The sequence below is a fragment of the Paenibacillus sp. V4I7 genome, from assembly GCF_030817275.1.
Taxonomy (GTDB): Bacteria; Bacillota; Bacilli; order Paenibacillales; family NBRC-103111; genus Paenibacillus_E.
Map to the genome: position 1 here is coordinate 1,273,012 of NZ_JAUSZD010000002.1, position 25,555 is coordinate 1,298,566.

Below are 25,555 nucleotides of genomic sequence, written 5' to 3' on the forward strand. Positions count from 1 at the left end.
GACAACGGCAGCCGATTCCGCTGCTACGTGTCATTTCCATCTCCGCTGATTACTAGCGAGCGATTGTTATTACATCTTATTAACTTATCTGCGGTAAGTAGATGGAAAACTCTGTCCCTACGTCTTTCTCACTGTTGATTTGCACTTTTCCCTGTAAATTGCGAATTATCTGTAAGCTCACCATCATACCAAGACCTGTCCCACTTTCTTTTAGTGAGTAGAATGGTGACCCTAACTTATCAATCTGATCCTTTGTCATCCCGATCCCTTGATCCTTAACGCTTATCTCAATAAACCCATCGATTTTTGGAGCGCAGGTCAACCAAATTGTCCCGCCGTTCGGCATTGACTCAATAGCATTCTTCAGGATATTAATGAGTGATTGATTCAGCTTCTGAGGATTAGCATGAATCCAACAGTCATCATGATAGACCGCTTTTATCTCGACATTGCGAGACAAGGCGTAGGTTTGAATAATATTTTCTAAGCGACGTAGCTCGGACGCCACTTCAATCGGTGGATTCTCGGTTGTTATTGGTTTTCCAAACGCCAACAGATCATTAATAATGGCATTTGCACGATCTATTTCATCAATAGAGTATTTAATGTACTCCTTCATTTTATCAGATAGTTCCGGTTGATTTAGAAGCTGAAGGAACCCTCGAGTAATCTGCATTGGATTTCTGATTTCGTGGGCGAAGACGCTTGTTAAATCACTTATGACCCGGACCCGTTCCGCCTCTGATTGCAGCTGCTGATTCTTTAGGATTATTTCCTTTATATTTTCGATTAACGAAGTGAAGAACCATACAACCACAACAATAAAAATTAGATGAATTATCTGTACCTGAAAGACCTTAAGTGAAGCTCCTCTTAATATTGAAGACCATGTTAGTCCAGCAAGACAATAGTATATGGAAAGTATGAGCGCAATTTGTATTCTCTTATTTTTCTTTCCTTTAACGAAGATCTTTTGAAAGAATAAGAAAGCCGGCATGGCAGTTAAGATTGTCAGAATAGTATTATAGAATCCCAGATCGATTCCAAGAAAAAGTCGGTATAGGATGATAAGCGCAGATAGAAATAACCCTGTTCTCGTACCAATGTATAACGTCCCTAGCAGTAAAGGGACGATTCTAATATCCAGACTGATATAGGAGTTAACATTAGTCCGAAAGGACATACATAAGAGGATGGATAGCCCACATAGTGCGGACGCGATGATCTTTTCGATTTTATTTCTCTTCGACTTCTCCTCAAAAAAAATGTGATAAGTGAATATTAGTATTGTTATAAGCGCTAATTGCAGCAAAAAATCTTTGATTTCGTTCATATTACGTTCCATCACCTTTTTAAATAAGTGCTAGCATTTTCTTTTTCGTAGCTGTTGTATGTAATTCGACAATTTCTTCTAATTCCCTTCTACTTTCGCTCACATCAGAATGTTGAGATCAACGTTTCAATCATTGCCCCTCAGACCTGATGACGAGAGGGCAATCTGCCGCGATCCTTCACATATGCGCAGCGCGTTTCCCCTAGGGGTTGCCTTTTTTCCGCTAACGCAGAACTATAGTAATAAAAGCATGAAAAGTCTTTAAAGAATTAGGAGGCATTAGTGATGCTAAGATGCTCATGGTGTATGAAGAAAATTAAAGAAGAGAGGCCCTGCTACGGTCTAAATGTCAAGTTTGCTTCGGGAGTTGATTTTGACGAGAAAGATGGAAGAATAATTTCATTATATTTAAAAACTAGAAATACAAGTGTTCCTTTAATAGTTGTGGCCGATGATTCAGAAGCAAAAAGAAATGGACAGGATGGGATCTTTGCACTTTGTAGTGAGAACTGTGCAACTAAGATGAAAGAAACAATTACAAAAGAATTAGAGCTATTTTCAGGTGAAAGCAGTATGGTACGTTTATAAAACAAGCGGACTCTAAACATTAAACCAACAGATCGATAATTGAACAAATAACGCAGAATGGCTGCCGCCAATAAATCCGGCAGCCTATTCAGCTCCCTCAGAGAATAAGGCAATGGGACCGCATTCGAAATAAAGGACTGAATTGCTCGATTAACGACTCCCATGGCCATCCATGCGGGAGATCCTGCATTGCGTCATCTAGCCCGGTTATAGTCAGTCAGCCGGCGTTTCCGATATTGTCGCGCGGTTCGCCGGAGATGAAATCATCGTACTGGCATGTGATCGCGGACAGAGTAGCCTCATCACGATCATTGAGGCTACTCTGTCCGCGAACCTGCTTCGGCTTGAAGACGGGAACGAGTTATCGATCACCGTAGTATCGGATCCAGCCATTTTCCGAAAAATGCCTTTGAGCTCTATAAGCGAGCGGATAAACGCATGTATCGGATGAAGGAAGATGCTATGCCGAATACGAAAAAAAGAAGTCGACCATCTCGTGGTCGACTTCTAATTATTCTATTGCGCGGTCAGGATTTGTGGACCTTCAGCCGTGATGGCGATCGTATGCTCGTATTGGGCGGCGAGCTTGCGGTCCAGCGTCCGCGCGGTCCAGCCGTCCGGATCGATTGTCATGAAGTAGGTGCCTTCGGTGATCATTGGCTCGATCGTGAACACCATGCCTTCCTTGATGCGGAGGCCTTTGCCGGGCTTGCCGACATGCATATAGTTCGGGGCCTCGTGCAGGTCCCGGCCGATGCCATGCGCGAGTAGGTCACGCACGACGCCGAATCCGTTCGATTCGGCATGCCGCTGGATGGCGCTCGTTACGTCGCCGAGCCGATTGCCGGGCTGCGCCTGCGCGATACCGAGGTCAAGGCATTCCTTCGTGACGCGCATCAGCTTCTCGGCTGTCGGTGAGATCTTCCCGACCGCATAGCTCCAGGCTGAATCGCCGAGCCAGCCGTCGAGCTCCGCGACCGTGTCGATAGTCACGATATCGCCCTCCTCAAGTGGTTTATCTCTAGGAAAGCCATGTGCGATCACGTCGTTGACGGAGGCACAGGTCGCATATTGATAGCCCTTGTAGCCCTTCGTGTAGGGTTTGGCGCCGTGCTTCAAGATAATGTCCTCGAAAATGCGCTCAATCTCGTTCGTCATGATTCCCGGTTTGATGAGCGGGGCGATCGTGCGATGGCATTCGGCCACCACTTGGCATGCCTTACGGATAGCCTCGATTTCATGCTTGCTTTTTAAGATGACCATGTTCGTATCAGGACTCCTTCGTAATAGCTTGCATCGCGAGTTTGGCGATTCGATCGACGTCCAGCTCGGAAGTGCCCGCATAGTAGTGCAGCCCGCAGCAGCCGACCAGCACGGCAAGCATATGGTCGACGCTGTCGTCTTCGCGCTGGGCGATCGATTGGAGCGGAACGTACAACCGTTCCATGAATCGTCTCTTGGTGGAGTTCCGATCCCTCTCAGGCAAGCCTGCATAATGTTCCGCCGCCATTTTGTAGACGAGATATGCGCGGGCGTCCGACTGCCACAGCCGGAGCAGCGCCTTGCAATACGTCAACATCTGCCTATCATCCTGGCCGCCGCCGTAGATGTTTGCCCATTCTGCCAGGGCTTGCTCGCATCGCTCGAAGCCGCTGCCTAGCACATCTTCTATTAACATATGTCGGTTGGGGTAATAATGGTATACCGTGCCGTAACCGATCTCGGCCTCGCGGGCGACGTCGCGAATATCAAAGCTGCCGCCCGTATGGAAGTAGGTGCGCGCGGCGGCGTCAAGGATCTGTTCACTGCGCTGCATGCGGATGAGCTCATTTTGTTCTTTGGTACGGGGGCACATGGACGCGTACACCTCCTTGTATAGACCTGCAAATTTGTCGATATAAACATAGTAACGCATGGGGCAGGGATATGCAAATTATCTGTTAGAGAAATAAAGTTATTTAATTGAAATAAAGTTCTTTAGTGAACTGAACAAAGACAGAACTCCAGGCAGGTAGTTTCGGAGGAGGTAGGGTGTGCGACGGTAGCAGCATTAACGGGAAACGTTTGTTCAATAAGAAATCAGGACGAGGCTGCCGGCATGAATAGGCAGCCTCGTTAAAGTAACGGGCAGTAGAGCGTGGCGGAAAGCTACGTACCTTTGAAGTATTGGGCAGAAATGACTGAATTAATTATTCTTGAAACAACAGAAGGATTTCCCACAAAGTTCCAGAAAGTAATTAAGGAAAGAGATATTTAAGAATAACCTCAAATAGGAGGGATTAAGATGTCAGACGGCATGCAAAAAATACTTTTTGACCCAATGAAACACCCCGAATGGGTAGCACCCCATAGCCCAGAGTGGTATAAACAATTGTTCGAAGAAGTGGGGGAATATAAATACCCTTGGAAGTCAACGTTTGATGAACCGAGAGCTGAAATGATATTGGCAGATAAAATAACTTCATACTTATGTGAAGGTCGATTATTGGATGTTGGATGTGGTCACGGTGAATTTGCGTTACAATTTGCATTAAATGCAAGAGAGGTTGTCGGGATTGATGTAGAAGAGGGCTTTATTGAAACGGGGAACAAAGCTAAATTTGTAGAAAACATCAACTTTTTGATTCTTGATGGAAATGGTAATTTGCCCTTTCCAAATGATTATTTCGATGTAGCATATACAAAAAAAGGACCAAGAGATTGGTATCACGAGGGCAATCGAATTGTTAAAGCAGGTGGGGTAATTTTAGGGTTCTACCATGCTGGCAGTCACGGTGCTTTACGAGAGCTATTCCCAGGTCTATATTCCCAAATACCAAAGCCAGAAGCAAATGACATATTGTGTGAACTTAATCTTCATGAAAGTGGTTTAACGGATATTAAAGTAGAGCTACTTGAAGAAATTGAATACCTTTCTACACCAGAAGATGTTCTTATTAAAAAATGCTTTGGACAGAGCCAAAAACTAAGAGAAGTTGTTTGGCAGGAATGCTTACAAGATGTAGAGGGAATTTTTAATAAATATGCTACTTCAAAAGGACTGAAAATAATTAATTATTATCACTTATTAACAGCAAAAGCTTCGTAAATTAATTCAGCTAACGCAGAACGATAGTTCCATAATAATGTACTCTCTAGGCTGCCGGTAATCGCTCGGTGGCCTATTCCATTAACGGGCAGTTTTGCTTTGCAGATGGGGGTGACCTTGGAGCATCTTCTACTGGACCATGCTGAATACATAGCCATGTGGGCTGTATGCCCCCGGCGGTGCTTTTATGTTTGGAGTCAACACTCAGTTGCTGAGAGTACATATAGCACGAAGATGAATAGTAGAACAACCTCGTATGTTCTAAATAAAATTGCAATAGAATAATTTTTATAAAATATGGAAGGAACGTCTGATTCCACGAAAAACTGTTTAAATCGACTGACATAATGTAGATTACTTCCTCAGTAATCAATAATGGAGGGGATGCAACGATGGCCATTATAGAGCAGACGATTTTCAATTCATTTGGAAACAGAATTATTACTAAGGATAAAGAGATTCATATTGTCGGCAAAATGGATGAACCGCTTATTTTAATATTGGACAATGTATTAAGCTACACAGAATGTGACGCGTTGATTGACTTAGCTAATAACAGAATGCTGCGAGCTAAAATCGGCAAATCTAGCGTAGTAAGCGATATTAGAACAAGCAGCAACATGTTTTTTGAGGAAAGCGAAAATGAATTGATTCAAAAAGTTGAGACCAGAGTTTCTGAACTGATGAATATACCGATTTCACATGCTGAACCGCTGCAAATTTTACATTATAAAGCTAGGGAACAGTATCAGCCTCATTTCGATTATTTCACATCCGGAAATGTTGTAAACAATCGCATCAGCACACTGGTGATGTATTTAAATGACGTGGAAAATGGCGGCGAAACGTATTTCCCTTCGCTTAGTTTTGCAGTAACGCCGAAAAAAGGCAGTGCCGTCTATTTTGAATATTTTTATAACGATAATCGCTTAAATGAACTAACATTACATGCAGGAAATCCCGTCGCAGTCGGGGAAAAATGGGTAGCGACACAGTGGATGAGAAGACAAAGGCATCGCGACATTTAAAGGACGAAATTCACCCGTCGTCTTAGATATTGAATCAACCAACGGAGAACGGGAGTGGAGGAGTTTGCAGCGATGCAGCTCCTTTTTCATTGTAACGGGCAGTATAATGTGGCAAGTTGAGGGGGCCTAACTTTGTGATATAATTATTTACATGTTTTATCAATAAAGGACTGGGAGGGATCAAAGATGGATATTACACAAAATTCAGTTTCCGGCGAATCCCGCGGTCGGCCACGAAGTAACGAGGTTCATCGCAGCATTTTGGATGCGACATTGTCCTTGCTCGCTGAGCATGGCGTCGAGAAACTAAGCATTGAAATGATCGCTCAACGTGCAGGTGTCGGGAAAAGCTCAATCTACCGAAGGTGGAACAATAAGGAAGCTCTGATTGTTGAAGCACTCGAACAAATAAAACCTGAATTCAAAGCGTCTGCAGAAGGGGATCTTAACGAGGTCTTATACGAACTTGCGCGTAATTTCGCTCAGCAGATGAATACACCGCTTGGAAAGCAAATGCTCTCGCTGCTGATTTCAACCATATCCGGCAGTTCCCAAATATCCGAATCGTTCTGGGAAAATCATTCTCTTCCCAAGACAAAAGAAATTTCAAGTATTATTGCTCAACACCGTTCTAAAGAGAGGCTAAGCGATAAGGTCAATGTTGACCTGGTTTCAGATTTGTTGATTGGCTTTGTTATGTATCAATTGTTGTTTAAGCCCCCATCCACGGGTTTGGATGATTCCATTAAACAAGGAATAGAGCTGGTCGTAAACGGCATGAGAGAACCCAATTAAGGACCTTGTAGCAATGAAGCAAGGTTTTTTTATTTGACATATACGATACGATATTGTATCGTATCGTATATAGCCAAAAAGGAGTGAATCAAATGAAGAAAAAGGCCACGAAAACAGTGATCATTACGGGAGGAAATACGGGGTTGGGATTTGAAGCGGCCAAAGTCATTGCTGGCGCTTCCACGGATTGGCATGTCGTTATAGCATCGCGCAGTCAAAACAATGGAGATCAAGCAGCCCAGGATTTGATTCAGACCACTCAAAATCCCAATGTCTCTGCGATGGTATTGGACCTGTCCTCCATTTCATCGGTCAACCAATTTGCCGATCAGTTCTCAAAGGCGGGGCTTCCTCCACTTCATGTCATTGTCTGCAATGCCGGTACTCAATTTGCGCAAGGTACACAAATGACTGCCGATGGTATTGAAGCCACTTTTGGCGTGAATCATCTGGGTCACTTCATGCTTGTGCGGTTATTGCTAAATCACCTTCAAGAAAACGGACGTATCGTCGTCGTAAGCAGCGATACTCATGATTTCAGCAAGAAAACCGGAATGCCAGCTCCTCGTTACGTAAGTCCCACCATATTGGCTGATCCTGTTGAATCCGATCGGCTGCTAAGTAATCTATCTGATTTAGCAAAAGGTCAGGTTCGCTACACCACTTCCAAGCTCTGCAATCTGTACTTTGCTTATGAGCTGTCCCGTCAAATTCAGCAATCCAAGCGTTCCATCTCGGTGGCAGCATTTAATCCCGGTATGATGCCTGGCAAAGGCTCAGCCCTCACGAGGGATTATAATCCTTTGTTACGATTTATGTGGAATAATATCATGCCGCTTTTGCGTTTCGTTCGCTCCAGTGTTCGGACAACCAAACAATCCGGAAATGATCTTGCAAACCTTGTTCTTAGGGGCTTTGTACAGAGTGGAACGTATTGGGACGGACCTAAAGAAATAGCATCGTCCGAGGAATCGTACAATAAGGAGCATGCACTTGAGCTTTGGAAGTGGAGTTCTGAAAAGCTTAACTTAAAATTACAGGTCTAGTCTGGGTAAAGGAAGACATTGAATAAAAGTTAGCTCAAACAACCAGGGGGGCAGATCGCCGCGGCAACTGCTTCCTGCATGTTCTCCGATGATGATTTTGAACTGTAGCAAAGTGTAGTGCTTCAACTAACGGAAAAGTAGGAGATTACAATGGTAATCTTAACTTTACAACCGAGGATGGGAATGACGGAACCATGTATCCCGAAACCATTCCGCCAATACTCCTGCGCGCGTCATGACTAACAGGTCATGTGGTGTGAAGTACAGGTAGATTCGGCAGAACGAAGGCTAGAGCCATTCGAATAGAAAAGGTATGCCAACGGATATGCCGCGTGAATAAAAACATGAAGCCAGCCGGTCATTACGATAGGCTGGCTTTGTTCAACTATCGGGCAGGATTGTTAAGATTGGATATAGAGGGCAAGACTTTTAATAAAGGAGTTTGAAAGGATGAACTAATGTGATAAAACATAACCGATTAATCTTGTTGATTCTAGTCATCGTTGTTGGTTTTGCAGTTTGGCAGAGTTATCAACTGAGTATGAAGCATAAGGCAGAAAAACTTCATATAGCCCATACGGCACAACGTACAACCAATTTTTTACACACAGTTCAGCAGTCGATTGAATCAATTAATAATAAAAATGAATGGGATAATATAAGAACAAGAGATTTCCTCCGTGTTTGGTTATCTTACACAAATGAGAGTATAATCAATACAAACTCAACATTGGGGGACTTCCAATCCCTTGTTTCTTTTAAGTCTAGACAGAATATGAATGATATCAGTTTTCAATATTCTGAATGGTGGACTAAGGTAGCAAACATACTTGATAAGTCTAGTCCATTAACAACTGAAGATAAAACACATATTACCAAATTGAGCAAAATTGTTTCAAAAGTAGATGGTATCTATCCACATGATATAAATGATTGGGAAGGGATTTGGGTTGCTTTTTCAAGATTGAACGAAGAGTGGAAAAAACATGATTGACTAATCACAATCGTATTAAACTAACGGGAACGAGAGCTCAATGACCACCACGACGAGGCTGCCGATTAAGGATTGGTGGCTCGCTGAGCTATCGGGCAGCATTCCTATTATGTAGAAATACGAGGTTTGAAAAACAAAAAGACTCCTTGGTATGATGTTCATGGATCCTAGATGCTGGGCAGCGAACGGATCCAAAAACATTACCAAGGAGACTACAAGATGCATTCTACTCAAAATGAACGAATTAATCAAATCACTTCTGCATCACTCATCGTGGGTGTAGATATTGCAAAGTTTAAACAAGTGGCTCGTGCACAAGACTTTCGCGGAGTCGAATACGGGAAGCCAATTTCATTTGAGAATAACCGGGAAGGCTTTGAATTATTCGTGAGCTGGTTCACGGAGATCATGAATGAGCAGGGGTTCCAGGACGTAATAGTTGGCATGGAGCCAACAGGCCACTACTGGCTAAACCTTGCACATTACCTAAACGAACAGCAAATTTCATGCGGTGTGGTGAATCCGCTGCACGTGAAGAAAAGCAAAGAACTTGATGACAACTCGCCAACAAAGAATGACATAAAAGACGCTAAAGTCATCGCACAGCTCGTCAAAGATGGGAGATATGCCGTACCGAATCTTATGACCTTTACGTATTTTGGAGCATAAGGTATCATTTTGGTAAAGTCAGGAGTTGGGATTTGGAAAGGAGCGATAGCTCAGATGTTAAAAATCGGGGAGTTTTCAAAACTGAGTCGCGTTTCGATCAAAACATTACGATATTACGATGCTATGGGACTGCTGAGACCAGATGTCGTGGACGAGAACAATGGCTATCGCTATTATTCTGAAGCACAGCTATTGACCGTTAAGCGAATAGTAGTATTTAAGGAGCAAGGCTTTACTCTGGAGCAGATCATCCCATTTTTGGAAGACCATATATCGCCGGAAGTCGTGAAAAGTAGGTTGACGGATAAGCAGATAGAACTCCACCGCATCATTGAAGAGTCGAAGAATCAACTGAACGAAATTAATAAAAGGATTCATCGCGTTGAAGAGTCCGCTAATCGCAATGAAGATGAGCATTCGATCTCGATCCGCGGTATAGATCCGCTGCAAGTAGCTTCCATTCGCGATATTGTTCCCTACACGCAACTTTGTCTGCTACTTGATGAGGTCACTCAATACGTGCGTACTCACGGCGATTATCAAGTGAGTTCGCTGATTATTATTAAGCATGACCATTACGCAGAAACGGATCAAGTTGATCTTGAAGTGGCATTGCCCATAATGAAAAACATTCCGAGCAGCAACAGAGTGAAGGTTAACTCTCTGCCTAGGATCCATGCTGCGGCTTCTCTTATACATCGTTGCGATCCTTACGGCATTACTTGTCGGGCTACTACGGAGTTGTCGTCATGGATCTCCGTCAACGGATACACCCAGGTTGAGAGGGCCCCTATCCGGGAAGTTTATATAACCCCTGATCAAGATATTTACGGTAGGATGCGCCTATCAGAATTGCTCATTCCGATAGAACCTGTCTAATAGCAAATCTTAATATCGATGCTCTATTCAGCCTTTGGCGAGTGGAGCATTTTTTTCGTTGAAAGTCTTGACTCTCCCCTTAAAGGGAGAGTGTACAGTAGGGGTACAAATAACAAGGAGTGATAGATATGAAACGGTTGTACGGAAAAACGGCACTAGTTACTGGTGGAAGTAGGGGGATCGGAAAAGGTATTGCATTAAGGCTTGCGGAAGAAGGGGCTCTGGTAGCCATACACTATGGCAATAACCATGAGGCAGCACTTGATGTCGTCCGAGCCATTGAGGAGAACGGGGGCAATGCTATTTCAATAGGAGCGAAGCTTAATTCCGTTGCCGGCGTTGCCGAATTGATCCAATCCTTGAGGTCGGAGCTTACTCGAATGAATGGAGACAGTAAGTTCGACATTCTCATAAATAATGCAGGGATTGGAACGTCAAATACATTTGAAGAAACAACAGAAGAATCATTCGATGAGGTGTTCGCAGTGAATGTAAAAGCACCTTACTTCCTTGTTCAGCAAGCGCTGCCCCTGCTTCGTAACGAAGGACGTATTATCAACATCTCTTCCGGGGTGACGCGTATCGCATATCCTCAACTCATGGCCTATAATCTTACGAAAGGGGCTATTAACACATTCACCCTGCACCTAGCTCAATTGCTGGGATCTCGTGGGATTACGGTGAATTCCGTTCTTCCCGGTATTGTAGATACCGACGTCAATGCCTCCTGGCTGCATACACCGGAAGGACAAAAACAGGCTAGCGAACAGTCCGTATTCGGCAGAGCCGGACAACCATCCGACATCGCGGATATCGTAGCGTTCCTCTCCTCATCAGACAGCCGCTGGGTAACAGGGCAATTAGTGGACGCAACAGGAGGTTCGCATTTGTAAGTCTGGCGCGGCACCCATGCGGGTGCCCTTCGCTTTGGACTCTTTTTGGGGAGACAGGATTCAGCTATTGATTTTTCCGTTAGTCTACACATCACTCTAGATCCTTTTCGTTAGTAGACTTGTTTGCTGTCAGATAATATTGAAAAACTGGATTTAACATTTCGAACAGTTGTTCGAGCGGAGTTGTCGATAAGACCTTGCTGCGTAGCATATTCCGAACTTCAGCCAACCCAATCAATTGGGATAGAATAAGCTCTGCCCTTAATTGTTTGTCTGGAGCTGAAATCTGTTCGGCAATTGGTTGAACGATGTCTAGGTCAAGCAACTTGCTGAGTGATGATGCAGCCTCGGGGTTCGCTATTGCGCGCATAATGATCAACAGCGGGTTGTTGGGATCTTGTATTAAAAAAACACGATTTGGAATTTTTCTAAACAGTAATAATCAGCTAATAGGAAGAAATAGTGAATTAGAATAATACTGTTGGGTTTTAAGTTCACTGACAGTAACTGTCAGTGAAGATTTATTTTAGCTTCTGAAAATGCAAGTTTCGCCAATCTGGTTAAACTCAATATCTATTTAGTTAATGGAAGCGACCCGCGAATTGGTTACAAAGCATTCCAAGAAGTGGCTGGTTTCTTAGAGAAACCACCATTGGTCACCGTTCTATTTGTTTCGGTATTTCCGCGTCCATCTTGCCTTCTTGAAATAGATGGAATTGCTGTCATTGAAGATAAGGACTAAGTCTGTATGATTTATCTGTAAGGATGAGGAAAGCAATGAACAAAAAAGAAACACATTCACTAATAATAATTCTTACTGAAGATAAAGATGTAGAAATTCTTCAAAAGGCCACGAAGAGATTAGCCCTCTTATGAAATGATAAATAATAAGCAAAATCATTCAACTACCATGAAAGAACGGGTTAACTTTCATGCTCTGTGGTGGATTGCAAGAGATGCATGGATGGCTAACGGCGAACTATAGTTAAATAAAGACACCGGCAGCAACCGGCTTCCTTTTCGTTACGCTAACGGGAACTTTAGTTCTATGGGAAAGGGAGCAGTTTGCCGCCGCGGCATTAGTAAGTAGTGGTAGTTTCATTCGGCCGAATTATTGGAGGAGTAATCATAAACCATGAACAAAATACTTATCAAATTGGAGAATATGGTAGTTTTCACTGTTTGTATTTTTTTTATTATCGTTTCGATTTCAGTTGGTGGTTGTTTATCCTGTTGATACTTGCTCCTGACATATCAATGTTTGGGTATTTGAAAGGAAATGTGGTAGGTGCAAGAACTTACAATCTTTTTCACACTTATTTACTCAGTACGCTTGTCCTTTTGTTTGGACTCGTTGTACATATGGACTTCGTAATTGAAATTGGGTTGATTTGGACGGCACATATCGGAATCGATCGTTTCATGGGGTATGGGTTGAAGAATGATATCGGCTTTAAAGATACGCACATCAATCGGCTTTAGGCTGTTCAACTAACGCAGAACGATAGTTGAATGAGACTGTAAGCAATAGTTTGTAAGAAGTACTTCAAAACTTATTTGTAATTCAGGTTTTTTGCCCGAAAACATCACTTCAAAACTTAATTTGTAAATCACTTTTATAAGAAAATCCAGCAAACCCTTGAGTTTGCTGGACTCTTGCACTTCAAAACTTATTTGTCACCCGACAGACGCTATCGAGTGACAAATAAGTTTTGAAGTAACAAATAAAGTTTTGAAGTAACAAATAAAGTTTTGAAGTAACAAATAAAGTTTTGAAGTAACAAACAAAGTTCTGAAGTAACAAACAAAGTTCTGAAGTAAGAAATAAAGTCTTGAAGTAGTGAATAAAAATATGATTAGTTCTTCTTAGCGTTCACTCACTTGGGTGAACGCTTTTTAATGAGATGACGCGTGCGGCGATTAAACTAACGGGCAGTAGAGTATTGTAGTAACTCTAGGGTTGAGGGATGACGTTTGAAGTTACTTTATTTTCGTTTAATCAATCTTTCAATAATAACCATTATTACAAGTCCAATGAAAACCAACGCTACAATCCTTCCATCCACACCTGTTGCATTAGTTATTCCACCTGGAATTTTATACACTTAAATCACCTTTCTAAATAGTTTAGTTAACCTATATTTACAATGTATCGGTTCGGGAATGAAAAATAATTGGTTATAGTCATTACGCTAACGGAAACGATAGCACAATTACAAATAGGCTGCCAGCATCAGCGAGGGTTGCGAAATAGATCCATTTCTCAATAAATAATGAAGAACCTAGATAAAATGAAGAGACCATAGCTCTTTGCTATGGTCTCTTTCTATGAAGCGGTCAGTAAAATTACAAATTACGAAATTCTCCTCACTCACTTCAACTGTTCGTCAACGCCTACCGCTGAACCTTTTGATCGCTTCCTCGGTCACCGGTGCGAAGAGGTTAACCAGGTTGCCGTCGGGATCGCGAAACAGCACAGCACGGTTCCCCCACGGCATCGTGGTTGGTCCCTTTACCCACTCGTCGACAAACGGCTTCAAGCGCTCGTATTCGGCATCGACATCGTGGACGCGGAACTCGATGATGACAGTGTGATTGTCGGCCGCCACTGCGGAACCAGCGCCGAACAGTTGCACCGTCTGGGTGTGGCCGATCGCCAGAGTGCACGATGGCACAACGAGTTCGGCAAAGATTGGCGCGGGGCGTTCCGCCGTAACACCCATGACTTTCTCATAGAACTCGACGAGACGATCCACGTCGTCGGTAATGATGCGTACTGAAGCAAAATTCACGAGATACCATCCTTCCTATTATAAATGATACAATAATACCGCATCATATCATTTTGGGCCAAAATACTTCGCACTATATCCCACTCCTTTACGATTACTTACTCCGATTATAAAAAAACGCTACTGACAACAGTATGTCAGTAGCGTTTTAACATTTTTTGGGTTTAGCTACGGTAAACTTATTACATCCTACAGACCTATTTTTAAACTAAGCCCCCAACTAACCATCTCTCTTTACTCATTACTTCTGCTCGTTTCGTATTTATACCAGATAGTCAACGAATAGGAATTCTAACTTGATCAGAGCGAATTCGTCCATCCAATGTTTTTCTTGGTGAATGCCGTTGGCAATTCCCCTGATAAAATTTTTCAGCTAAGCGCAATGCTGCAGGAGAGGACATTCTGGACTCTATATAAATGCTCAGCAGGCTTTTTATAGCACATCTGAAGGGCGGATGTACTAATCCACCCAGATGGTCAAATCCAGAATTGGCAAGACAAAGATGCTGTGCAAGTCGGCGATCGGAAAGGATGGTCATGAGATTGGGGCCAGGTCGTCGTAAAGTATACAAGGATAGCGGGATGATTCATTGTGTACACAACAACCGGTGATTTAAGTTAATGGTTCTCTGAACGGGCAGGGCAGAGCAATAGCGAAAGGACCTATCCCAGCAGTTCTTTGGCTCCGTTCATCACTAAGGGCAAAGACTGTTTAACGAATGATTCCGCACTTATTAGACACCCCTCTTTGTTCCAAACGTAAGCCGCCCCATACATCCCCCAACTTAACATGATAGAAGCTGTATTTATTAAGAATTGCGCGTTTGGATTCGATAGCATCTTGTCTTTGTCTATAAAGGAAAGAAGTATCGTTTGAATTTTTTCCTTTATTTGAATTTCGAATACAGGTACAAGCGATGTATTTCTTCTTTTGCACATAGTGCTTAAACCCTTGTGAAATTCGCATACCCCCAGAAAAATACTCTGAATTGTTTCTTCATTCAATACTTCGTGACCGCTTATTCTACGATTTATGATTGTCATAAATGATTCCATTAGTCTGGCCTCAAGAATTTCGAATTTATCTACAAAGTGCGCATAAAAAGTCGCTCTGTTAACAGTAGCCCGCTCTGCAATATCCCTAACGGTTATCGATTCAAAGTCTTTTTCTTGAATTAATGAAGCAAAAGCGTCTTGAAGGAGTCGCCGTGTACGTATCACACGAGGATCAGCTTCATTTTTTTTAATCGTCATAGTTAAGATCTCCCCAGTAAAACAACATTATAGAAATGGTGTTGTCAATACAACGGTTTATGGTTATTGATGATTGCGTACCATTCGGTTGTTATTATAACATACAAATACAACAAATGTTGTTTAAACGACTAATGTTGTATTGAATCAAAATGATAAATGCCATTTTTTTTACAAAAGGGGGGGAGAGAGAACCATGTCGGTTTCACAACCGTCGCAAACGAAGGAGCACCAACTTTTTTTTGATATTATTCGAGAACGCCTGTCGGTTAGTAGCTATGATCCCGAGATCAAGATATCTCGGGAGGAATTGACCGAAACATTACGGCAAGCCCCGCGCTGGCTCCTTCAGCTGCTAACCCGAAGCCGTGATGGTTTCTCGATATCGACAAAAATATAGTTATTTAAAACACATCAGGAGAGTGAATTATGAAGAGCACATGGAAAGTTAACGTTCTAGCCTTGATAAGCTTTTTAGTTGGAACATCCAATTACATTGTTTCCGGGATATTAGACCGAATCGCAGAGACGTTGGGAACAAGCGTTGCGGCAGCAGGCCAGCTCATTACGGTTTATTCCCTGGCCTATGCGGTCGGCACTCCTATTTTGATGGCGCTGACGGCCAAAATGGACCGGCTTAAGCTCCTACTTTATTCGCTGGGCCTCTTTATTGCCGCAAATCTGCTGACATTTATTTTGTCCGGCTTCGGTTTCTTCATTGCCGCGAGAATCATTACGGCGTTAGGCGCCGGGGTGGTCACAGTTAATGCGCTCAGCTTCGCCGCCAAAATCGCTCCGCCAGGTAAACAGGCCATCGCCATCGCCAACGTTACCATGGGCATTACCGCATCGCTCATCATCGGCGTCCCGCTCGGCAGAATGGTAGCCTCGGATTTTGGCTGGAAAGCGGTATTTCTGGCCATCGCAATTGTCGGGGGCTTGGCCATGCTTGTCATTGCTGCGGTTATACCACGTATGCAGGGCGACAAGCCTGTCCCTTTGATCAAACAATTTGCTTTGTTAAAAAAACCTCAAGTTTTGGTTGCTTTAGCGATTACTTTTTTCTGGTTGGGAGGTTATTCCCTTGCCTATACTTACTTATCACCTTTTCTGCTAGAGGTGACTCATTTAAATGAATCATTGATTAGCGCAGCTCTGTTCGTGTTCGGCGTTGCCAGTTTGATTGGCTCGAAAGTCGGCGGCTACAGTGCGGATAAACGGGGCATCAAATACACGCTCGTTTCAGGGATGGTGCTTCACGTCATTTCGTTGATTTTGTTATCCTTAGTCGGACAGTCGGTCATTGCCGTAATCGCCATTTTGATTCTCTGGTCTTTTGCCGCTTGGTCATCAGCTCCTGCGCAGCAATTTAACCTGGTTTCGCTTGTTCCTGAATCCTCGGGCGTCATGCTGAGCTTGAACAGTTCCATGATGCAGCTTGCCATGGCTGTCGGCGCAGGAATCGGCGGGCTGATCGTTAACCGTGTTTCTTTAGCATCCATTACCTGGTTCGGGGTACTCGGCGTACTCATCGCCATCATTGCTGTGTTTGTATTGTCCAGCATGGCATCACGGCATTCGGTGGTTCAATCAGTGGATTAAGTTTTAGATGATTTTTTATGATAGCGAAGAAATAGATGAGGAAGTTGGAAAGTGCAAAGAGCATTCAACTAACGGAGAACGATAGCTCCATGACGAAGCTGCCAGCACAGATCGGCAGCTTCATTACACTAACGTGCAGGATAGTTAAGATCATTTCATCTGAATTAAAAACCAGCTTCTTCTTTTGGAGGGGCTGGTTCTTTCTTTTTATATCTTGTAATGCTCTTTCCAGAATAGCGTCCACGTACGGATTCATATAAATGCTAAAAAGGCAGTCGATCATCTGGTCGGCAGCCCATGTTTATTCAGATTAGAGCTTGTGCTTTTCAATAAACGAATGAATCCTTCGTAATCCTTCGCCAATTTCCTCTTCTGTCAGCTTCCCATAGCCTAAAACAATCTTACCGGGATGCCGGCCTTTATTCCTTGCATAATCATCGAACGAACTAAGACGTACACCATAAGCATCTATTTGATGCCAATCGATTTTTCCGTATAACTCCGGTCGAAATGCGATTTGAACGTGCATGCCTGCTTCATCCCCCAAAATCTGAGCTCCATCATTGAATAAACGTTGACATTGCTCTGTCAGGAAGATCCGCCTCTTTTTATAGATACCTTTCATTTTGTGGATATGCCGATCCAAATGTCCATCCTCCATGAAGCGAGCTAAGGCAGCTTGGGTGATGCCCGATGTGCTCAGATTTAAATCGATCCTCGTTTGAACAACTTGATCAATCAGTGCGGGAGGAACGATGAGAAAACCAATTCTCAGTGCTGGCGATAACGTTTTACTGAACGTGCCTGCATAGATAACGCGAGAGGGGGCCAGGATCTGAAGAGGAGGAATGGGACTGCCCTTATGCCGGAACTCGCTATTATAGTCATCTTCCACTATATAATGCCTCGTTGCTTCAGCCAGTTTCACAACCTGTCGTCTCCGCTGAATCGAGAGAATGCTGCCTGTTGGGTATTGATGGGAAGGAGTAAGAATAATTAAACCACTGGTGTCCGAGTTGGGAATCTCGTTGATTACCATGCCTTGACTGTCAACTGGGACGGGGTAGATCTCATAGCTTAATCTTTGAAAGATATCAGCTATAAATCCAATCGTTGGTTCCTCCACATAAACCGTTCGAAAAAGAGCCGAGAAGCTGGACGCAAGCAGAAGAGCACCATCCGACGTTCCAGAAGTGATGATGATTTGGTCTTCGCTGCAACGAATCCCTTTAACGCGGTATACATAACGTGCAATTGCCTCTCTAAACACTTTATTTCCTTGAACGTCTCCATAATCAAACACAAAGTCCTGCCCATTTTCCATGATCTCCCGCACATACTTGCTCCAAAGTCTGCGTGGAAAATGCCTCAAATCAGGCGTACCCGCATCAAAATCGATATATTCGTTCTCTTTCATACCCAAGTCGGGGGGCGAAGACTGCGGTACTGGAGGTGGCGGCGGCAACCGAACCGGCGAGGTTTGAATGTCTTCGGCGATGTACGTTCCAGATCCGATGTGGGTAAACAAATAGCCTTCTGCGGTTAACTGCTCGTAAACCTCGATCACGATGTTCCGTGCTATGCCCAACTCCTGGGCCGCCTTACGTGTTGGCGGTAATTGAAGACCAGGGGCGAGCGCCCCGTTCTCAATATTTTCGCGTAAATAAGCGCATAATTGCTTTGTTATGGAACCAACACCTGCTGTAGGATTAAATCCGAACAATCATCCTTCCCCTCCTAATTGGTTCCTAAAATGAATCGGTTTTTGGCTCTTATGATTACCAATAGTTCTTATTATACTGAACTAGAACACAAGAACAAAGGAGATGAGGAATAAAATGAAACGAAAATTAGGAAGATCCGGAATAGAAGTAAGCGCGCTGGGTATAGGCGGTTGGGCAATCGGAGGTCCTTGGCATGATGCACAAACAGGTGAGCCATTCGGCTGGGGCGATGTCGATGATCAAGAATCGATTGCCGCGATCCACTGTGCGATTGACAACGGCATTACCTTTATCGACACATCGGATAATTATGGTGCAGGACACAGTGAGCGGGTGATCGGCCAGGCATTAAAGGGTCGGCGATCCGAGGTGACCCTTGCCACCAAATTCGGTTTTGTTACGAATGAGCAGACCAAGGAGGCTACTGGCCAAAATGCAAGCCGCGCTTACATCAAACAAGCCTGCGAGGCTTCGTTGCGAAGACTTGACACCGACTATATTGACTTGTATCAATTCCATCTGGGCGATTATCCGGTACATCTGGCTCAAGAGGTTTTGGAAGTGCTCGAGGAGCTTGTAACCGAGGGCAAAATTCGCTTTTTCGGCTGGTCTACCGATTTACCGGACCGTGCCCGATTTTTTGCTCAAAGCCCGTATTGTGCAGCCATTCAGCATGATATGAATCTATTTCTTGATAATGCCGAAATGATACGACTCTGTGAGAAACATCACTTGGCAAGCATCAATCGAGGACCTCTTGCAATGGGTCTGTTGACAGGCAAATACTCCGATGTAGTGACTGTCGCAGACCCTAAGGATATCCGGCACAGAAACGATTTAGATTGGTTGACTTATTTCAAAGATGGCGTGCCTTCTTCGACGATGATCCGCCAATTGATGAGCATCCGAGACATTTTGACCTCGAATGGCCGGACACTCACCCAAGGTGCTCTAGCTTATCTTTGGGCGAGAAGCGAAACGACGCTTCCTATCCCAGGTTTCCGCAAAGTGAAACAGGTGACAGAGAACGCGAAAGCATTAGAATTCGGTCCGTTAACCCAAACTCAGGTGCAGCAAATCCAACAATTGATGACGGAGCAGTCCATTCATTCAAAGCATTGAATATCTCGTTATGCTGAACCACAACAGAACAAGTTGAATGGCTGCATTGGCAGCCTTTTTCTGTGCGAAATGGTTGGTTCTGCGCATTTACTTTAATAACTTCGAGAGTTGATCTCGTTCGCGGCTGTTACCTGTGTAAACACATTTTCTGGCGTAACAATTCGTTTAGGCAGTGTGCTTCCTTTCAATACTTCCTTAACAGCTTGTATGAGATTAGGACCCAACAGAGGGTTGCATTCAACAACGAAATTGATTTTCCCCTCATTCATTTTCTCGAGTGCTTTACGCGTCCCATCGACCGTAACTACAACGATATCTTTTCCTGGAATTAAGCCATACTCTTCTATCGCTTCAAGTGCGCTTAGAGTCATATCATCGTTGTGTGAATATAGAACCCGAATTTCCCTTCCACTTTCTTGTAGAAACTTTTTCATCACTTCTTTTACCTTTGCAAAAGTAAAATCAGCATTAGCGCTATCTAAAAATCGAAAATTTTTGCGCATCAATATAACATCACGCAAACCCTATGGAAGGTGTTGACCTTTCCGTACCTCTTAACTCCACAGCCAGTGGACTCACCTGTTTTTGGAAATTTATCTAATAAATATTTCCCGGTTTTACGGGTGGCACGAATACAAATTTGGGGGCAAGCTCTAATATCGGGCATAAGGTAGTCGATGAGGGACAGAACCAAATGCCAAAAGAAATGCCCAACAATTTTGATTTCATGGTTCGTTTCGGTTATGGAGAGGTTACTAAAAATGAAATAAATACCTATCAAGATACGGTTACAAAAGATTTGATAATCAACGGGAATGCAATTGCAAACATTACTTTTACCATGGAAGAAATGCGTAGTATTTATGAGAAGATGAGAGAGATAAATATCATGGGGACAAAAGAGTTAGTACACACCAATATGAATTGTTTTAAAACACCTTATAGTATGAAGACATTCCATCGAACTGGCAAAGCGTGGCTACAAGGTCACTGGAGTCGATATATCATCAGGAATGCTTTTGGAAGCTAAAAAAATGGCAAGTGAAGCGAATGTAAATGTCGAATGGATTCATTGTGATGCGGTAAAATACTCACCAACAAAGTCGTTTGACGCTGTTATCTGTCTTTGCGAAGGGGCTTTTGGTTTAGTTGGTAGAGATGAGGAGCCAGTTGAACATGATTTGGCAAATAAAAATATCTCTGACGCACTGGAGCCAACGGGTCACTTTGTACTTACAACCTTGAATGCATATTCTAAAATTCGCAAACTTACTCAGGAGAACGTTGATTCCGGCAGATTTAATCCTATAACCATGGTTGAGCATTATATGGATGAATGGGATTTGCCCGAAGGGAGAAAACAGGTTGAGGTTAAGGAACGTAGATACCTCCCTTTTGAATTGAAACAGATGTTTTCTCAGGTAGGTCTGAAGGTTGAGAACATTTGGGGCGGCACGGCAGGTAATTGGAAGCGTCAAAACATTAGTTTAGATGAAATTGAAATTATGGTTGTAGCTACAAAAGGATAAAGGAAACGGGGATTGCTGTATTTAAGGCAATCCCTATTATTGTTGTTTATTGCGCTAACGCAGAATGACAGCTTCATAACAAGATCTATCAGGCTGCCGGTGATAAATTCGGTTTAGGGTAGGCCCACTTCTTGAAAGTTGGCAATCAGGTTTAGCTGCGATGAACATGACCCAGACGTTCGTCACGCTGCTATCGATGGTGATGTTTTCGTATAATCCTTTTTTACCATGTTAGCTCATATCAAGTGTTGTATTGTTAAGTTATGAATAGGAGGGGAGGAGAGTTAAACACTGTTTTGATAACGGAAAGCAATTAGTAAAATAATAAACAAAGGGCTATCCAGCGGATGGCTGCCTTTAAGAAAGGGAGTATCTGTGCAAATAGAATCGCTTATATATAGCGATAAGTTGTGGCAAGTCGTTGCTGAGTATGCGCAAGAATGTTCATGGAGAGCAGGAGCCACTTTAGCGAAACAAATGAAAGAATGCGATTTTTCAGACTGGGAAAGAGTTTTTGCCGCACTTGATGGTGATCACATTGCTGGTTATTGCACTTTAGCAAAAACCGACTGCATACCTGATATTGCCTATTCACCTTATATCGGATTCGTGTTTGTGGGAGAGCAGTACAGAGGCAATCGATTAAGCGAAAAGTTGATTTTATCTGCCTTGGCATACGCGAAGGGACTGGGTTTTGATAAAGTATACCTTATCAGTGACCATATTAATTTGTACGAAAAATATGGCTTCATGAAGGCAGATGAGAAAGAAGCACCTTGGGGAGCAATGGAGACCATTTTTATGCACCTGACGTAACGTGCTGCACCCTAACAAAGGGCAGTTCAGCAAAGGATAGCCCTAAAACTAGCGTGTGGAACCGTAAACCAGGGCATTTAGCTAACGCAGAACGGTAGTGGAGGAGCTTGAAGCGATGCAGCTCCTCCTCTTTCATTAAAGTAACGAGCTGGAAAGTTTAACAATAGTTATTCTTTACCAATCTAATCCTAATTAATTTGCTATCATGTTAGATAGTTAGGCAATTATTTGGGTTCATCTTAATACTTGGGAGGTAAACACGTCACGTTATGAGTATACCCATTCGAATCCGTCCGATGACACAGAATGACATTGATTTGATATATAAGGGGTTGTCTGGTCATGACATAAGCAAACCTCGTGATTATGTTAAGAGATGCTGGGAAGAGAACCAAAGTATAGAAAGAGTCACACTCTTAGCGTTTTATGAGAGTGAGTTTGTAGGATGGGGACATGTTGTATATAAATCTAAATATCCTTATTTTGTTGAAAACGGCATACCTGAAATTCAAAACTTTGACGTCATCCCGCCATTTAGGAAACGTGGTATAGGAAGTATATTGATTAAGGCTCTTGAAGAAAATGCTTTGGCTAAGTCGAATACTATTGGGATTGGATTTGGGCTATATGCTGACTATGGAACTGCACAAAGGCTTTACATAAAGCGTGGTTTCATCCCCGATGGTAGAGGAATAATATACAATAACATGCCTGTCGAACCTGGAAGTCAAGTTCGTGTAGATGATGATTTGGTCTTGTTTCTGACAAAATCTAAATGAAAATAAGGAGTCTTCATATGGTTTTTCGTGTACTCTGAGTAGCATGTTTGTACTTGACCGTTAAACTAACGGATACGTTAGTTGAATCGACGCGACGGCAGCCAGCAAAACCGTTCGGCTGCTTTACTGGCAGGATTGTTGAGTAAAATAGATCTCTACCGATACTTGAAATTAATTAGATGATACAATCAATATTAATATTGATTCAGGTGGTGCAGGGTATGAAAGATGAGATCTATTTATATAATCTCGCACGTTGGGAAGCGTTGGCTAAAGCAAATGCTTTGTTCACGCGTCCAAAGCTTGATCTTGATAAAGAGACAGCTCGTGATTATTTGGGATTGGATCGGCTAGGAGTTAAAGGGGATTTATCCGGAAAGACTGTTCTTTGTTTGGCAAGTGGTGGAGGACAGCAGTCAGTTGCATTTGCTTTGCTAGGCGCCTTTGTCTCGGTCTTTGACATTTCCCCATCCCAATTAGAACGTGATAAGGCTGCAGCAGAACATTATGGGGTTGCCATTAGTTTATTTCAAGGTGACATGCGGGATTTATCTTGTTTCGACAGTGATTCATTTGATATAGTTTGGCATCCGTATTCCCTTACATTTGTTCCAGACTCAAGAGTGGTATTTCATGAAGTATCTCGTATTCTCAAAGCGGGTGGGCTATATCATCTAATGTGTGCTAATCCTTTCTTCTCAGGGTTAACTCACAATGACTGGAATGGGGATGGATACACATTAAAACATCCCTATGAAGAAGAAACTGTGACATCTTATCCAGATCAAGAGTGGGTGTATGATCAGTCCAAGTCCCCTATTAAAATACAAGAGCCGAGAGAATACAGGCAATCATTAAGCAGAATTATGAATGGATTAATTAATGAAGGGTTTCTTCTTGCTTACTTCTCTGAAATTAAAAGTAATGATCCTGAGTCATTGCCTGGCAGTTGGGGACATTTTGCAGATATAGCACCACCTTGGATTGAATACATCTGGTACTACTATCCAAATATTATAAATCGGATGCCCGGATCTCATAAAAACACGGACGCGACGATTCGCACAGTCCAACTGCCGCTAAAGTTTGCCTAAAATGGGTAATCAAAATGGGGAATCGACCTAATGCGGAACCATCAACTTGATCGTATATTGATATTACCCAGCGCACGCAATCTGCATACTCATTCATTCGTTACCCCCTCATTTAAAATAAACAAAAACGGCCCGTGTTCGCATGAATTTTGCGATAGGCCGTTTTTGTTTTTCTTGATCCAAATATGAAGAAAAGGCATTGAGAGGTTTGACCACTCGTTGCCTTTTCTCTTGATGGATTAAGAAATTTAAATTGCAAAAGCTGATGTGATGATTACCAAAAGAATAAAAAGAACCAAGACAAATGCTACGTTACGACCCATACCATAACCTTCTGCTGCTACACCATATCCCATGTTTTACTCATTCCCCTCAGGTGATTTTTCACTACGGTATAAATATATGTTCGGTACATAGTGCTTGCTTGTACGTATGCCATTGGGGGGCAACCGCCGAGTCGAGGTGCGGGATCGGGCTAAGCGGCATTGCACTAACGGGCAGTTTAACTACATAAGGATTCCCGGACTTTTCAATTCTGGTATGTGGAATATTATGTTAAAATTTATGAGTGTGAGTACATTTCAGATAATGAACCCACAGGTGGTGGATGAATCAATCTCTTCATAATTTAATTTATGGGGCAAAAGAGGGATGAATGTGGCTTTTAAATTTCTGGGTTTTGACTTCATAAGTGGTGAAGAAATAGATTTGGTTATTGAAAAGAGAGTTCCAGCAGATGAAGAAAAGGGTTTCGTCCCTGCTTATAAATACAATATTGTCTTAAACGGCTCATCGGAAGAGGCGGGAAAGATTGTTGTTCGAATTGGCAATAATGAAAAACTTTATTTTGGTGGACACATCGGCTACTCAGTAATCGAAAGATTTAGAGGTAATCATTATGCAGCAAAGGCTTGTAATCTAATTAAGCAAGTAGCAGTAGCACATGGTATGGAAAAAATAATCATTACTTGTAATCCAGACAATGAACCATCAAGAAAAACATGTGTATATATTGGTGCAAAACTTATTGAAATAGTTGACCTACCTCCACATAATGACATGTATCAAGAAGGTGAACGTCAAAAATGTATATATGAATGGGTATTAATAACTGCCTAGAGGAGCTGGATATTCATTTTCTCTTTATCATTATTTAGTTTCACCAAGGTCTGGTCGTTCAGCTAACGTAAGAAGGATAGCTTCATAACTAGATCTAGCAGGCTACCGATAATAAATTCGGTGGCCTATTCCGCTACCGGGCAGTATAACGCAACAATTCCTAATAACGGCACTTGAAAATTCCCCATAAACAGCAGACACTCTTCCTCAAGGGGGAGAGAGATAATGATCAAGAATAGGGAGTATTTCGTGATCCAACATGGGGTAGTACCAGCGAAGCTGTCACCAAGTGCCAACCTCCATCTGATAATCGACCGTGACCGTGAGGATCGGCGTTTGCGTCTCATGGCGCTCGCAATGGCCGCACATGCTCCACGAGCTTGAGTTATGGCGACACCACTGCAATTTTAC

General features: G+C 42.9%; 27 protein-coding genes and 2 pseudogenes. 20 read left to right on the forward strand and 9 right to left on the reverse strand.

The features are described from left to right. Positions 1 to 79 precede the first annotated feature (79 nt). The gene (locus QFZ80_RS07155; RefSeq protein ID WP_307558057.1) at positions 80 to 1,333 is read right to left on the reverse strand and encodes an ATP-binding protein; all 1,254 of its coding nucleotides are present in this window, start codon (positions 1,331 to 1,333) and stop codon (positions 80 to 82) included. A 306-nt stretch (positions 1,334 to 1,639) separates the two neighbouring features. Here QFZ80_RS07155 and QFZ80_RS07160 point away from each other — a divergent pair, with 306 nt between their 5' ends. Further along, positions 1,640 to 1,921, forward strand: a complete 282-nt coding sequence (locus QFZ80_RS07160) for a hypothetical protein (protein ID WP_307547887.1) — start codon at positions 1,640 to 1,642, stop codon at positions 1,919 to 1,921. Between the two features lie 516 nt (positions 1,922 to 2,437). Here the strand turns inward: QFZ80_RS07160 and map are convergent. Together map and QFZ80_RS07170 are read right to left on the reverse strand one after the other, a co-directional pair. Next, complete coding sequence (map, locus tag QFZ80_RS07165; RefSeq protein ID WP_307547885.1) at positions 2,438 to 3,184, reverse strand: type I methionyl aminopeptidase; 747 nt, start codon at positions 3,182 to 3,184, stop codon at positions 2,438 to 2,440. 7 nt (positions 3,185 to 3,191) lie between these two features. Next, positions 3,192 to 3,776 carry a TetR/AcrR family transcriptional regulator gene (locus QFZ80_RS07170; protein WP_307558059.1) on the reverse strand — a complete coding sequence of 195 codons (585 nt, stop codon included), beginning with the start codon at positions 3,774 to 3,776 and terminating at the stop codon, positions 3,192 to 3,194. A gap of 429 nt (positions 3,777 to 4,205) precedes the next feature. On the opposite strand from QFZ80_RS07170, the gene QFZ80_RS07175 reads away from it, so the two are divergent. The 8 genes and pseudogenes from QFZ80_RS07175 (at position 4,206) to QFZ80_RS07210 (ending at position 11,313) form a co-directional block, all read left to right on the forward strand. Then, complete coding sequence (locus QFZ80_RS07175; RefSeq protein ID WP_307558061.1) at positions 4,206 to 5,009, forward strand: class I SAM-dependent methyltransferase; 804 nt, start codon at positions 4,206 to 4,208, stop codon at positions 5,007 to 5,009. Positions 5,010 to 5,401: 392 nt separating this feature from the next. After that, complete coding sequence (locus QFZ80_RS07180) at positions 5,402 to 6,037, forward strand: 2OG-Fe(II) oxygenase (RefSeq protein ID WP_307558063.1); 636 nt, start codon at positions 5,402 to 5,404, stop codon at positions 6,035 to 6,037. A 186-nt stretch (positions 6,038 to 6,223) separates the two neighbouring features. After that, the gene (locus QFZ80_RS07185; RefSeq protein ID WP_307558066.1) at positions 6,224 to 6,832 is read left to right on the forward strand and encodes a TetR/AcrR family transcriptional regulator; all 609 of its coding nucleotides are present in this window, start codon (positions 6,224 to 6,226) and stop codon (positions 6,830 to 6,832) included. 92 nt (positions 6,833 to 6,924) lie between these two features. Next, complete coding sequence (locus QFZ80_RS07190) at positions 6,925 to 7,878, forward strand: SDR family NAD(P)-dependent oxidoreductase (protein WP_307558068.1); 954 nt, start codon at positions 6,925 to 6,927, stop codon at positions 7,876 to 7,878. Positions 7,879 to 8,338: 460 nt separating this feature from the next. Next, the gene (locus tag QFZ80_RS07195; RefSeq protein WP_307558070.1) at positions 8,339 to 8,872 is read left to right on the forward strand and encodes a hypothetical protein; all 534 of its coding nucleotides are present in this window, start codon (positions 8,339 to 8,341) and stop codon (positions 8,870 to 8,872) included. A 219-nt stretch (positions 8,873 to 9,091) separates the two neighbouring features. Continuing rightward, positions 9,092 to 9,514 (forward strand): annotated as a pseudogene (locus QFZ80_RS07200) (IS110 family transposase); the annotation flags it as partial. Between the two features lie 81 nt (positions 9,515 to 9,595). Continuing rightward, a complete protein-coding gene (locus tag QFZ80_RS07205; protein ID WP_307558072.1) occupies positions 9,596 to 10,420 on the forward strand; it encodes a MerR family transcriptional regulator in 825 nt (274 codons plus the stop codon). 128 nt (positions 10,421 to 10,548) lie between these two features. Further along, positions 10,549 to 11,313 carry an SDR family oxidoreductase gene (locus QFZ80_RS07210; RefSeq protein ID WP_307558074.1) on the forward strand — a complete coding sequence of 255 codons (765 nt, stop codon included), beginning with the start codon at positions 10,549 to 10,551 and terminating at the stop codon, positions 11,311 to 11,313. A 91-nt stretch (positions 11,314 to 11,404) separates the two neighbouring features. Here QFZ80_RS07210 and QFZ80_RS07215 read toward each other — a convergent pair whose 3' ends face one another. Then, positions 11,405 to 11,692, reverse strand: coding sequence for a TetR/AcrR family transcriptional regulator (locus QFZ80_RS07215; RefSeq protein ID WP_307558075.1), 288 nt, complete (start codon positions 11,690 to 11,692; stop codon positions 11,405 to 11,407). 756 nt (positions 11,693 to 12,448) lie between these two features. On the opposite strand from QFZ80_RS07215, the pseudogene QFZ80_RS07220 reads away from it, so the two are divergent. After that, a pseudogene (locus tag QFZ80_RS07220) lies at positions 12,449 to 12,795 on the forward strand (DUF4260 domain-containing protein). A 905-nt stretch (positions 12,796 to 13,700) separates the two neighbouring features. Here QFZ80_RS07220 and QFZ80_RS07225 read toward each other — a convergent pair. Together QFZ80_RS07225 and QFZ80_RS07230 are read right to left on the reverse strand one after the other, a co-directional pair. Next, a complete protein-coding gene (locus tag QFZ80_RS07225; protein ID WP_307558077.1) occupies positions 13,701 to 14,105 on the reverse strand; it encodes a VOC family protein in 405 nt (134 codons plus the stop codon). Between the two features lie 663 nt (positions 14,106 to 14,768). After that, a complete protein-coding gene (locus tag QFZ80_RS07230) occupies positions 14,769 to 15,359 on the reverse strand; it encodes a TetR/AcrR family transcriptional regulator (RefSeq protein ID WP_218103225.1) in 591 nt (196 codons plus the stop codon). A 196-nt stretch (positions 15,360 to 15,555) separates the two neighbouring features. Between QFZ80_RS07230 and QFZ80_RS07235 the strand changes: the two genes are divergently transcribed. Together QFZ80_RS07235 and QFZ80_RS07240 are read left to right on the forward strand one after the other, a co-directional pair. Next, positions 15,556 to 15,759 (forward strand): nitroreductase family protein, encoded by a 204-nt coding sequence (locus tag QFZ80_RS07235; protein ID WP_307558082.1) that lies wholly within the window; start codon positions 15,556 to 15,558, stop codon positions 15,757 to 15,759. A 29-nt stretch (positions 15,760 to 15,788) separates the two neighbouring features. Beyond that, positions 15,789 to 16,961 (forward strand): MFS transporter, encoded by a 1,173-nt coding sequence (locus tag QFZ80_RS07240; RefSeq protein ID WP_307558084.1) that lies wholly within the window; start codon positions 15,789 to 15,791, stop codon positions 16,959 to 16,961. 310 nt (positions 16,962 to 17,271) lie between these two features. Here QFZ80_RS07240 and pdxR read toward each other — a convergent pair whose 3' ends face one another. Continuing rightward, entirely contained in the window at positions 17,272 to 18,684 is a 1,413-nt protein-coding gene (pdxR, locus tag QFZ80_RS07245) for a MocR-like pyridoxine biosynthesis transcription factor PdxR (protein ID WP_307558087.1), read from the reverse strand. Between the two features lie 115 nt (positions 18,685 to 18,799). Between pdxR and QFZ80_RS07250 the strand changes: the two genes are divergently transcribed. Then, the gene (locus QFZ80_RS07250) at positions 18,800 to 19,807 is read left to right on the forward strand and encodes an aldo/keto reductase (RefSeq protein WP_307547880.1); all 1,008 of its coding nucleotides are present in this window, start codon (positions 18,800 to 18,802) and stop codon (positions 19,805 to 19,807) included. Positions 19,808 to 19,899: 92 nt separating this feature from the next. Here the strand turns inward: QFZ80_RS07250 and QFZ80_RS07255 are convergent, their stop codons facing one another. After that, positions 19,900 to 20,241 (reverse strand): substrate-binding domain-containing protein, encoded by a 342-nt coding sequence (locus QFZ80_RS07255; RefSeq protein WP_307558089.1) that lies wholly within the window; start codon positions 20,239 to 20,241, stop codon positions 19,900 to 19,902. A gap of 260 nt (positions 20,242 to 20,501) precedes the next feature. Here QFZ80_RS07255 and QFZ80_RS07260 point away from each other — a divergent pair, with 260 nt between their 5' ends. The 5 genes from QFZ80_RS07260 (at position 20,502) to QFZ80_RS07280 (ending at position 24,025) form a co-directional block, all read left to right on the forward strand. Beyond that, positions 20,502 to 20,837, forward strand: a complete 336-nt coding sequence (locus QFZ80_RS07260; protein WP_307558091.1) for a hypothetical protein — start codon at positions 20,502 to 20,504, stop codon at positions 20,835 to 20,837. Then, the gene (locus QFZ80_RS07265) at positions 20,821 to 21,336 is read left to right on the forward strand and encodes a class I SAM-dependent methyltransferase (protein ID WP_307558093.1); all 516 of its coding nucleotides are present in this window, start codon (positions 20,821 to 20,823) and stop codon (positions 21,334 to 21,336) included. Before QFZ80_RS07260 ends, QFZ80_RS07265 begins: the two co-directional genes overlap by 17 nt. A gap of 375 nt (positions 21,337 to 21,711) precedes the next feature. Further along, a complete protein-coding gene (locus QFZ80_RS07270) occupies positions 21,712 to 22,152 on the forward strand; it encodes a GNAT family N-acetyltransferase (protein ID WP_307558095.1) in 441 nt (146 codons plus the stop codon). 269 nt (positions 22,153 to 22,421) lie between these two features. After that, positions 22,422 to 22,931: a GNAT family N-acetyltransferase gene (locus QFZ80_RS07275; RefSeq protein WP_307558097.1), complete on the forward strand. Its 510-nt coding sequence runs from the start codon at positions 22,422 to 22,424 to the stop codon at positions 22,929 to 22,931. 221 nt (positions 22,932 to 23,152) lie between these two features. Next, a complete protein-coding gene (locus tag QFZ80_RS07280; protein WP_307558099.1) occupies positions 23,153 to 24,025 on the forward strand; it encodes a class I SAM-dependent methyltransferase in 873 nt (290 codons plus the stop codon). Between the two features lie 248 nt (positions 24,026 to 24,273). Here the strand turns inward: QFZ80_RS07280 and QFZ80_RS07285 are convergent, their stop codons facing one another. Then, positions 24,274 to 24,381: a YjcZ family sporulation protein gene (locus QFZ80_RS07285; RefSeq protein WP_307558101.1), complete on the reverse strand. Its 108-nt coding sequence runs from the start codon at positions 24,379 to 24,381 to the stop codon at positions 24,274 to 24,276. A gap of 301 nt (positions 24,382 to 24,682) precedes the next feature. Here QFZ80_RS07285 and QFZ80_RS07290 point away from each other — a divergent pair, with 301 nt between their 5' ends. Both QFZ80_RS07290 and QFZ80_RS07295 read left to right on the forward strand, forming a co-directional pair. Beyond that, positions 24,683 to 25,144, forward strand: coding sequence for a GNAT family N-acetyltransferase (locus tag QFZ80_RS07290; RefSeq protein WP_307547870.1), 462 nt, complete (start codon positions 24,683 to 24,685; stop codon positions 25,142 to 25,144). A gap of 249 nt (positions 25,145 to 25,393) precedes the next feature. Further along, entirely contained in the window at positions 25,394 to 25,528 is a 135-nt protein-coding gene (locus QFZ80_RS07295; RefSeq protein ID WP_307547868.1) for a hypothetical protein, read from the forward strand. Positions 25,529 to 25,555 lie beyond the last annotated feature (27 nt).

Coding starts and splice junctions, on each gene's coding strand:
- QFZ80_RS07155 (WP_307558057.1), bottom strand. CDS start 1,333: ATGAACGAAATCAAAGATTTTTTGCTGCAATTAGCGCTTATAACAATA.
- QFZ80_RS07160 (WP_307547887.1), top strand. CDS start 1,640: ATGAAGAAAATTAAAGAAGAGAGGCCCTGCTACGGTCTAAATGTCAAG.
- map (WP_307547885.1), bottom strand. CDS start 3,184: ATGGTCATCTTAAAAAGCAAGCATGAAATCGAGGCTATCCGTAAGGCA.
- QFZ80_RS07170 (WP_307558059.1), bottom strand. CDS start 3,776: ATGTGCCCCCGTACCAAAGAACAAAATGAGCTCATCCGCATGCAGCGC.
- QFZ80_RS07175 (WP_307558061.1), top strand. CDS start 4,206: ATGTCAGACGGCATGCAAAAAATACTTTTTGACCCAATGAAACACCCC.
- QFZ80_RS07180 (WP_307558063.1), top strand. CDS start 5,402: ATGGCCATTATAGAGCAGACGATTTTCAATTCATTTGGAAACAGAATT.
- QFZ80_RS07185 (WP_307558066.1), top strand. CDS start 6,224: ATGGATATTACACAAAATTCAGTTTCCGGCGAATCCCGCGGTCGGCCA.
- QFZ80_RS07190 (WP_307558068.1), top strand. CDS start 6,925: ATGAAGAAAAAGGCCACGAAAACAGTGATCATTACGGGAGGAAATACG.
- QFZ80_RS07205 (WP_307558072.1), top strand. CDS start 9,596: ATGTTAAAAATCGGGGAGTTTTCAAAACTGAGTCGCGTTTCGATCAAA.
- QFZ80_RS07210 (WP_307558074.1), top strand. CDS start 10,549: ATGAAACGGTTGTACGGAAAAACGGCACTAGTTACTGGTGGAAGTAGG.
- QFZ80_RS07230 (WP_218103225.1), bottom strand. CDS start 15,359: ATGACGATTAAAAAAAATGAAGCTGATCCTCGTGTGATACGTACACGG.
- QFZ80_RS07235 (WP_307558082.1), top strand. CDS start 15,556: ATGTCGGTTTCACAACCGTCGCAAACGAAGGAGCACCAACTTTTTTTT.
- QFZ80_RS07240 (WP_307558084.1), top strand. CDS start 15,789: ATGAAGAGCACATGGAAAGTTAACGTTCTAGCCTTGATAAGCTTTTTA.
- QFZ80_RS07250 (WP_307547880.1), top strand. CDS start 18,800: ATGAAACGAAAATTAGGAAGATCCGGAATAGAAGTAAGCGCGCTGGGT.
- QFZ80_RS07255 (WP_307558089.1), bottom strand. CDS start 20,241: ATGAAAAAGTTTCTACAAGAAAGTGGAAGGGAAATTCGGGTTCTATAT.
- QFZ80_RS07260 (WP_307558091.1), top strand. CDS start 20,502: ATGCCAAAAGAAATGCCCAACAATTTTGATTTCATGGTTCGTTTCGGT.
- QFZ80_RS07265 (WP_307558093.1), top strand. CDS start 20,821: ATGCTTTTGGAAGCTAAAAAAATGGCAAGTGAAGCGAATGTAAATGTC.
- QFZ80_RS07275 (WP_307558097.1), top strand. CDS start 22,422: ATGAGTATACCCATTCGAATCCGTCCGATGACACAGAATGACATTGAT.
- QFZ80_RS07280 (WP_307558099.1), top strand. CDS start 23,153: ATGAAAGATGAGATCTATTTATATAATCTCGCACGTTGGGAAGCGTTG.
- QFZ80_RS07285 (WP_307558101.1), bottom strand. CDS start 24,381: ATGGGATATGGTGTAGCAGCAGAAGGTTATGGTATGGGTCGTAACGTA.